This is a genomic window from Methylicorpusculum sp. (genome assembly GCF_030651835.1).
Taxonomy (GTDB): Bacteria; Pseudomonadota; Gammaproteobacteria; order Methylococcales; family Methylomonadaceae; genus Methylicorpusculum.
The window spans coordinates 1-1191 of sequence record NZ_JAUSBX010000035.1 but is presented as its reverse complement, the minus strand read 5'-3'; the positions used below and the strand labels follow the sequence as shown (position 1 = coordinate 1191).

The window sequence follows — 1191 nt, the reverse complement described above, 5'->3', positions numbered from 1 at the left end:
TTACTCAATGATTGAAGCAACGACACCCGCACCCACTGTGCGTCCACCTTCACGAATTGCAAATCGCAATCCATCTTCCATAGCGATCGGTGCTATTAGTTTGATTTCTACGGTTATGTTATCGCCGGGCATTACCATTTCTACACCTTCTGGCAATTGCACCGCGCCAGTTACGTCGGTGGTTCTAAAATAGAACTGAGGACGGTAACCGTTAAAAAATGGCGTATGACGTCCACCTTCATCTTTTGATAAGACGTAGATTTCTGAATTGAAATGTGAGTGCGGCTTGATGGTGTTTTTATGCGCCAACACTTGACCACGTTCAACATCGTCTCTTTTCGTGCCTCTTAACAACACACCTACGTTGTCGCCCGCTTGACCTTGATCCAGCAATTTGCGAAACATTTCAACACCGGTACAGGTGGTGGTGGTAGTCGGTCTGATGCCTACGATTTCTATTTCTTGACCTACTTTGATGATGCCGCGCTCTATTCTGCCGGTAACCACTGTTCCGCGGCCTGAAATAGAAAATACGTCTTCGATTGGCATCAAGAAGGGCTGATCGATAGCGCGCTCTGGCTCAGGGATGTAAGTATCTAAGGCCTCTACCAATTTGATAATTGAAGGTATACCAATTTCACTCGTATCGCCTTCTAAGGCTTTCAATGCTGAACCGACTATCAATGGCGTGTCGTCTCCTGGAAATTCATACATATCCAGCAACTCTCTGACTTCCATTTCAACTAGCTCAACCAATTCGGCATCATCTACCATATCGGCTTTATTAAGATAAACTACGATGTACGGCACACCTACTTGTCTTGCCAACAAGATATGCTCTCTGGTTTGCGGCATTGGGCCATCAGCAGCCGAACAGACCAGAATTGCACCATCCATCTGCGCAGCACCTGTAATCATGTTTTTGACATAGTCAGCATGTCCTGGGCAATCTACGTGTGCATAATGACGTGCTTCTGATTCGTATTCTACGTGAGCTGTTGCAATGGTAATACCACGCTCGCGCTCTTCAGGTGCATTATCAATCTGATCGTAGGCTTTGAAGGTGCCTCCACGCAAATCCGCCATGACTTTCGTCAATGCCGCTGTTAAGGTCGTTTTACCATGATCAACGTGACCAATGGTGCCTACGTTTACATGGGGTTTTTTACGTTCAAATTTTTCTTTGGACAT

1 protein-coding gene is annotated in these 1191 nt (G+C 45.9%); it reads right to left on the bottom strand.

What is annotated here, in order from left to right; all coding sequences use genetic code 11:
- Nucleotides 1-1191 (bottom strand): elongation factor Tu, encoded by a 1191-nt coding sequence (gene tuf / locus Q7V32_RS04125; protein ID WP_159658989.1) that lies wholly within the window; start codon nucleotides 1189-1191, stop codon nucleotides 1-3.